A 4846-nucleotide genomic window follows, 5' to 3' on the forward strand; every position below is an offset into this window, starting at 1 on the left:
ACCGTAACTGGAAACATTACTGCGAACACCGTAACGGAAACAATCGAACCAGTTGAGCATGTCGTGAAAATCGGAACTTTAGAAATAAAAGTTCCCGAAACTGCTCCTGAACAACACATAAAACCTGAACTCAAATGGAGTACAACAATCATACCAATTCCTTTCCAAACGAAATACATCGTGGATAATCAGTTGAAACAGGGAGAAGAAATTATCCTTGTACAAGGAAAAGACGGTCAACGACAAATTATTGCTCTCATAAATGGAGCGGTCGTTAGAAGAAACAATGAAGAAATTATTTCTGATACCATCCTCCTTGAGCCGATTGAACAAGTTATCAAAATCGGAAGTCGCAGTACCGATAACCTCCCAAACAAGGAAGAAAAACCAGATACTCCAAATCTTGTACCGATTTTGCCACCAACATTGCCAACTAATGAAGCAATCCCTACTCCAATGAAGCTCGCAGAGACACCAAAATCGATAGAATATCTGTCGAATAGACAACATGATGCTATCGTTTCTCCGAGCCAGCTTCAACAAACCAATGGCGCACTATTACCAAAAACTGGTGAGCAAAAAGAAAACTTCCTATCTAGATTGGGATACATTTTCCTAGTATCTTTAGGACTTGGTTGGGCTATCTTGCCTCTTCTCAAAACTAAAAAGGAAAAGTAAATAATATATACTACCCCAAAAAAGTTAGATATTTCTATCTAACTTTTGGGGTGATTCAATATAAGATTACTTCTCAGAAGCGATCAACTCCTTCTGAAGGGACTTTTGGGAAATCAACCAAATCTATCCTGAGAGACTGTAATGTCGTCTTCTCACCTCCTCTCCAAAGAACTTTGTGGAGATAAGAAACGAGTACCAACTAGAATAAACTACATACATGAATAACTTGCTAAAAAGCTGAGGCTATCCAACTCCCCTAATGGGCACTATAATTTCTGCAGTGGGTAAATCCACCAGAGAGATTATAGGGCCCTTTTTTAAAACCATCACTCCCTCACCGTCTCAATCGTCCACTCCTTCCAGCCTCGGAAGCGAATGGCTCCTTGCTGGTCAGTGCGATAGACTTGGATATTTCGACTGTCAAATCGATCCAAAGTTTCTTGGTGAGGGTGCTTGTAGCGGTTGTTTTCTCCTGCTGATACCAGGGCAATCTTGGCTCCTATATGGTCTAGAAATTCGGGATAGGAAGCCCCTTGGGAGCCGTGGTGACCAGCCTTGAGCACATCGACAGGAAGGTCAGGATAGGTTTCTATCAAATCCAACTCCCCCTGCTCCAAGTCCCCTGTGAAGAGAAAATTGGTTTCCAGCAAGCGACCGTAAAGGACAATAGAGTCATTATTGCCACCGTCGCCCGTACCGTCTGGATAGAGGACCTCCAGATAAGAGTCAAAAATCGGCAAGCGGTCACCCACTTTCACCACATGAACAGGGACATTGATTTCTTTCAAGGTGGCTACAAAGTCAGGCACCGTCAGGCTTCCAGGCGACACGTAAATCCGTCCAATCTGGACCTGCTTCGCCACTTCCAGTACATCGCCCACATGGTCAGCGTCGGTATGGGTCAGGACCAAACTATCAATCCTATCCACACCTCGACTATGCAGATAAGGAATCAAAGTCCGCTCTGCATTTGCCTGCCGAGACCGCTCCTGCCACTCTTCCTTGGCCACAAAATCGACCCGTCCGCCCACATCAATCAGAACCGTCCGCCCCCGCATATCCCGCAAAAAGATGCTGTCCCCCTGCCCGATGTCCACCACCGCCACCTCATTTTCCAGCGGGTGTTTGGTTATGAAAAATAGCAGAGCAAGGACCAGGCTCAGTCCTAGGAACCAGTTTTTCTTCCTGTGGAAATCGTAGAGCAAGAAGAGGCTGACCAGCAAGAGCAAGAGAACCAGTCCAGACGGCTTGCCCAGTATCCAAGGCCGAAAGCCCAAATCAGCCACCCAGACAATGATTTTCTCCATAAAGACGAAAAATCCGTTGACCCAAGTCATCTTGACAACTGGCGACAGGAGATAAATGACTGACAAACCTGGCAAGAGCAGGACATCAAAGATAAAGGAAAAGGCAAATGTCAGGAGAATAGACAAGGGTTGAAAGGCATAGAAATAGGTCATGAGCACAGGTAGAATCCCAAGTGAAATACTGAGACTCTCCACCGCAACCTTTTTGACCTGCCCCAAGTCCTCAAAATCAAAGACCGTCAGCAAGAATGCATAGGTAAAGGTCAGAACTCCTCCTGCCGTCAGTGGAAATCGGGGCAGCATCAGCAGGCAGACAAAGACCGTCGCCGCAAAATTATCCAACTTCCGCAAGCCCATATTGCCCAGAATTTTCTGGACCAGGGACCGCACCACTGACACCGAAAAGCCTGTCAAACCAGCATAGACAAGAGAAAAGGGAATCTGCAACTTATCTACCGTTTCCTTGGTCAAGCCCAAACGCAACAAAATCCAACAAAACTTGTCGATGAAAAAGCCCACCTGCATACCAGACAGGGCGAAGAGATGAATGATACCCAGACTGGAATAGAGGTCGCTCATCTGGTCAAACTCACTATCCAAGTCCCCAAACAAGAGCCCTGTCATGTAGTGACTCATGGGTGCTGGAAAATTGGTTTTAACATAGACCAAGGCCTGCCTCCGCCAGCTTGATAGCCAGTCAAAAACATTCCAAGACTGGACAAGGACAATCTTCTTGATCGCCGTTAGCTTGACTGTCCGATAAATACCCTGCGTTTTCAGATAGGCCTGATAGTCAAAGCCCTTGAAATTCCGCTGACCTGCTGGCAGGCTGACCTCTGCTTCCACTTCTAGCTGGACCAAACCTGTCAGCTTTTGAAAATAAATCTGCTCCTCCTGACTGGCTAATTTGTAGAAAACCTGATAGGTTTGTCCGTCAGCCCGACCACGAAAAGACAGGCTGTCTCCATTGATGTCTATGGTATCTGGAATAAGCTGGACTTGGTCGACATGGCTAGGGGCTGACTGGGCTGCCCGCTCCCATTGGACCTTCTGACATCCGAAAAACAGACCGCACAGGGCTAGAAGCGGCAGCGTTTTGAGGAAAACTGTCTTGCCTTGCCGAATCCCAAAGACCAGCAACAACAAACTCAGCAGGCCCATTGTCAAGAGGGAAAAAGAATGGACTGCAAAGTAGGCCGCCACCGCCAAGACTGCCAAGTGAATGGGCCGGCAAGGGAGCTTAATCAACCGTGACATAAGGTCGGATGCTTTCCATGGTCTTGTTGCCGATGCCCGAAACGTTGTTGAGGTCGTCCACCGACTTGAAGCCACCATTGGCCTCACGATAGGCGATAATGTCCGCCGCCCGCTTGGCACCGATACCCGAAATAGTCTGCAGATCAGCCTCGGTCGCCGTATTCAGATTGACAAGACTGGTGTTTTTTTCTTCTTGGGAAATGGCAGAGCTGGCAGTCGTGCTGGTCACCACCGAGATGTTTTCGTCCTTGCTAGCCACATAGACCACCGCTTCGTCGCTGAGCTTCTGAGCCAGATTGATAGACTTGGGATCTGCCTGACTGGTCAAGCCACCAGCTGCCTTAACTGCATCATTAACACGCGCACCAGCTGCTAAAGTGTAGAGCCCTGGCTTTACTACCGCTCCTTTGATATCAACGACCAGCTGGCTGGGCTCTTCGCTTTCTTCTCTACTGGTTTCCTCAGTTTGCTCTTGACCACTAGAGGTTTTCTCGGTCTGAGGAAACTCCGTCAGTCCAGTCTGGTCAGCCGATTGGGCTGGCTGACTAAACCAGAGAAAACTCGCAACGACAACTGCTACTCCTGCCGGCAGACCCAGCTGCCACTTGTATTCTTTAAGCATTTCTATATAAGTTTTGATTGTATCCATAAATTACCTCCACCTATATAGTTCGCAAAAGATACAAAAAACCCGCAAGCTGCGAGTTTCATTTACTTATTTTTTATCCAACTGAGTGCTTGGTTGCCAGAAGAAGCTAGCAATATAGCTAAAGACATAGGTCAGACCCAAGATAAGGGCAACCAGCAAAAGAACTGGGATACGATAGATATAAGTCAAGATATTTGGCTTTTTCTTGGTTTGGAAAGAAGCTGCATGGTCATCTAAGCGTTTGAACTCCGCCTCGATTCGGCTAGTTACTTCTGCTATACCTGCATCATCCATGCGCTTGATATCCGAAACATCGATAGGATTTCCAAAAGCCACATCAATTCGCTCACCAGCTAAGAGCCCCTTGATGGTCATTGGCCCTACATAGGTGGCTGGCATAAGTTTAACCTTGGCTGACTTGGCAATGACCGCCACACCACCTTTGAGCTCAGATGAATGACGACTTCCTGAAGGAAACATGACCAGCGAACGGTCGCTTTTTTTCAACATGTTAACTGGATACTTGATGGCTGCCATACCAGGATTTTCACGGTCAATCGGAAAGGCTCCACATTTTGAAATCCACCAGCCAAACCCACGGTCCTTGAAGAGTTCTTTTTTAGCCATAAAGATGAACTGCTTAGGAGCAGCTGCGTAGCCAAGAAAGACTGGATCCCAGAAGGTTTTGTGCGGGGCGATAAGAATATAATTTTCCTCCTGTGGCAAAATATTTTCTCTGTCATGGTAATGAATATTACCATTGATGGCCCACAACAAGAATGTTAATAGTGTTCGTAGATAAGAATAAAACATAAACTTCTCCTTTTTCAATCCCTCCTATTATAGCACAAAATTGCTTCAGGAAGAAATGTCACATGTAATCGAATCATTCCCGTAGTTCGTATTTTATCCAATTTGTTACCGTCCAAAAGAGGATAGTGACGACTTTCCTTAT

Annotated in this window: 4 protein-coding genes; 1 reads left to right on the forward strand and 3 read right to left on the reverse strand. The window is 46.5% G+C overall.

All coding sequences use genetic code 11. The features are described 5' to 3' along the window. On the forward strand, nucleotides 1-678 hold a 678-nt coding region (locus P7J36_RS06475; RefSeq protein WP_408562437.1), incomplete at its 5' end, for a G5 domain-containing protein. 326 nt (nucleotides 679-1004) lie between these two features. Here P7J36_RS06475 and P7J36_RS06480 read toward each other — a convergent pair. The 3 genes from P7J36_RS06480 to P7J36_RS06490 all read right to left on the reverse strand — a co-directional run bounded on the left by P7J36_RS06480 (nucleotide 1005) and on the right by P7J36_RS06490 (nucleotide 4704). Beyond that, nucleotides 1005-3242 carry a DNA internalization-related competence protein ComEC/Rec2 gene (locus tag P7J36_RS06480; RefSeq protein ID WP_408551523.1) on the reverse strand — a complete coding sequence of 746 codons (2238 nt, stop codon included), beginning with the start codon at nucleotides 3240-3242 and terminating at the stop codon, nucleotides 1005-1007. Beyond that, nucleotides 3226-3891, reverse strand: a complete 666-nt coding sequence (locus P7J36_RS06485; RefSeq protein WP_408551522.1) for a helix-hairpin-helix domain-containing protein — start codon at nucleotides 3889-3891, stop codon at nucleotides 3226-3228. Before P7J36_RS06485 ends, P7J36_RS06480 begins: the two co-directional genes overlap by 17 nt. Nucleotides 3892-3957: 66 nt before the next feature. Then, complete coding sequence (locus P7J36_RS06490; protein ID WP_408551521.1) at nucleotides 3958-4704, reverse strand: lysophospholipid acyltransferase family protein; 747 nt, start codon at nucleotides 4702-4704, stop codon at nucleotides 3958-3960. Nucleotides 4705-4846: the final 142 nt, after the last annotated feature.

This window comes from Streptococcus suis (assembly GCF_046032115.1).
Taxonomy (GTDB): domain Bacteria; phylum Bacillota; class Bacilli; order Lactobacillales; family Streptococcaceae; genus Streptococcus; species Streptococcus suis_AJ.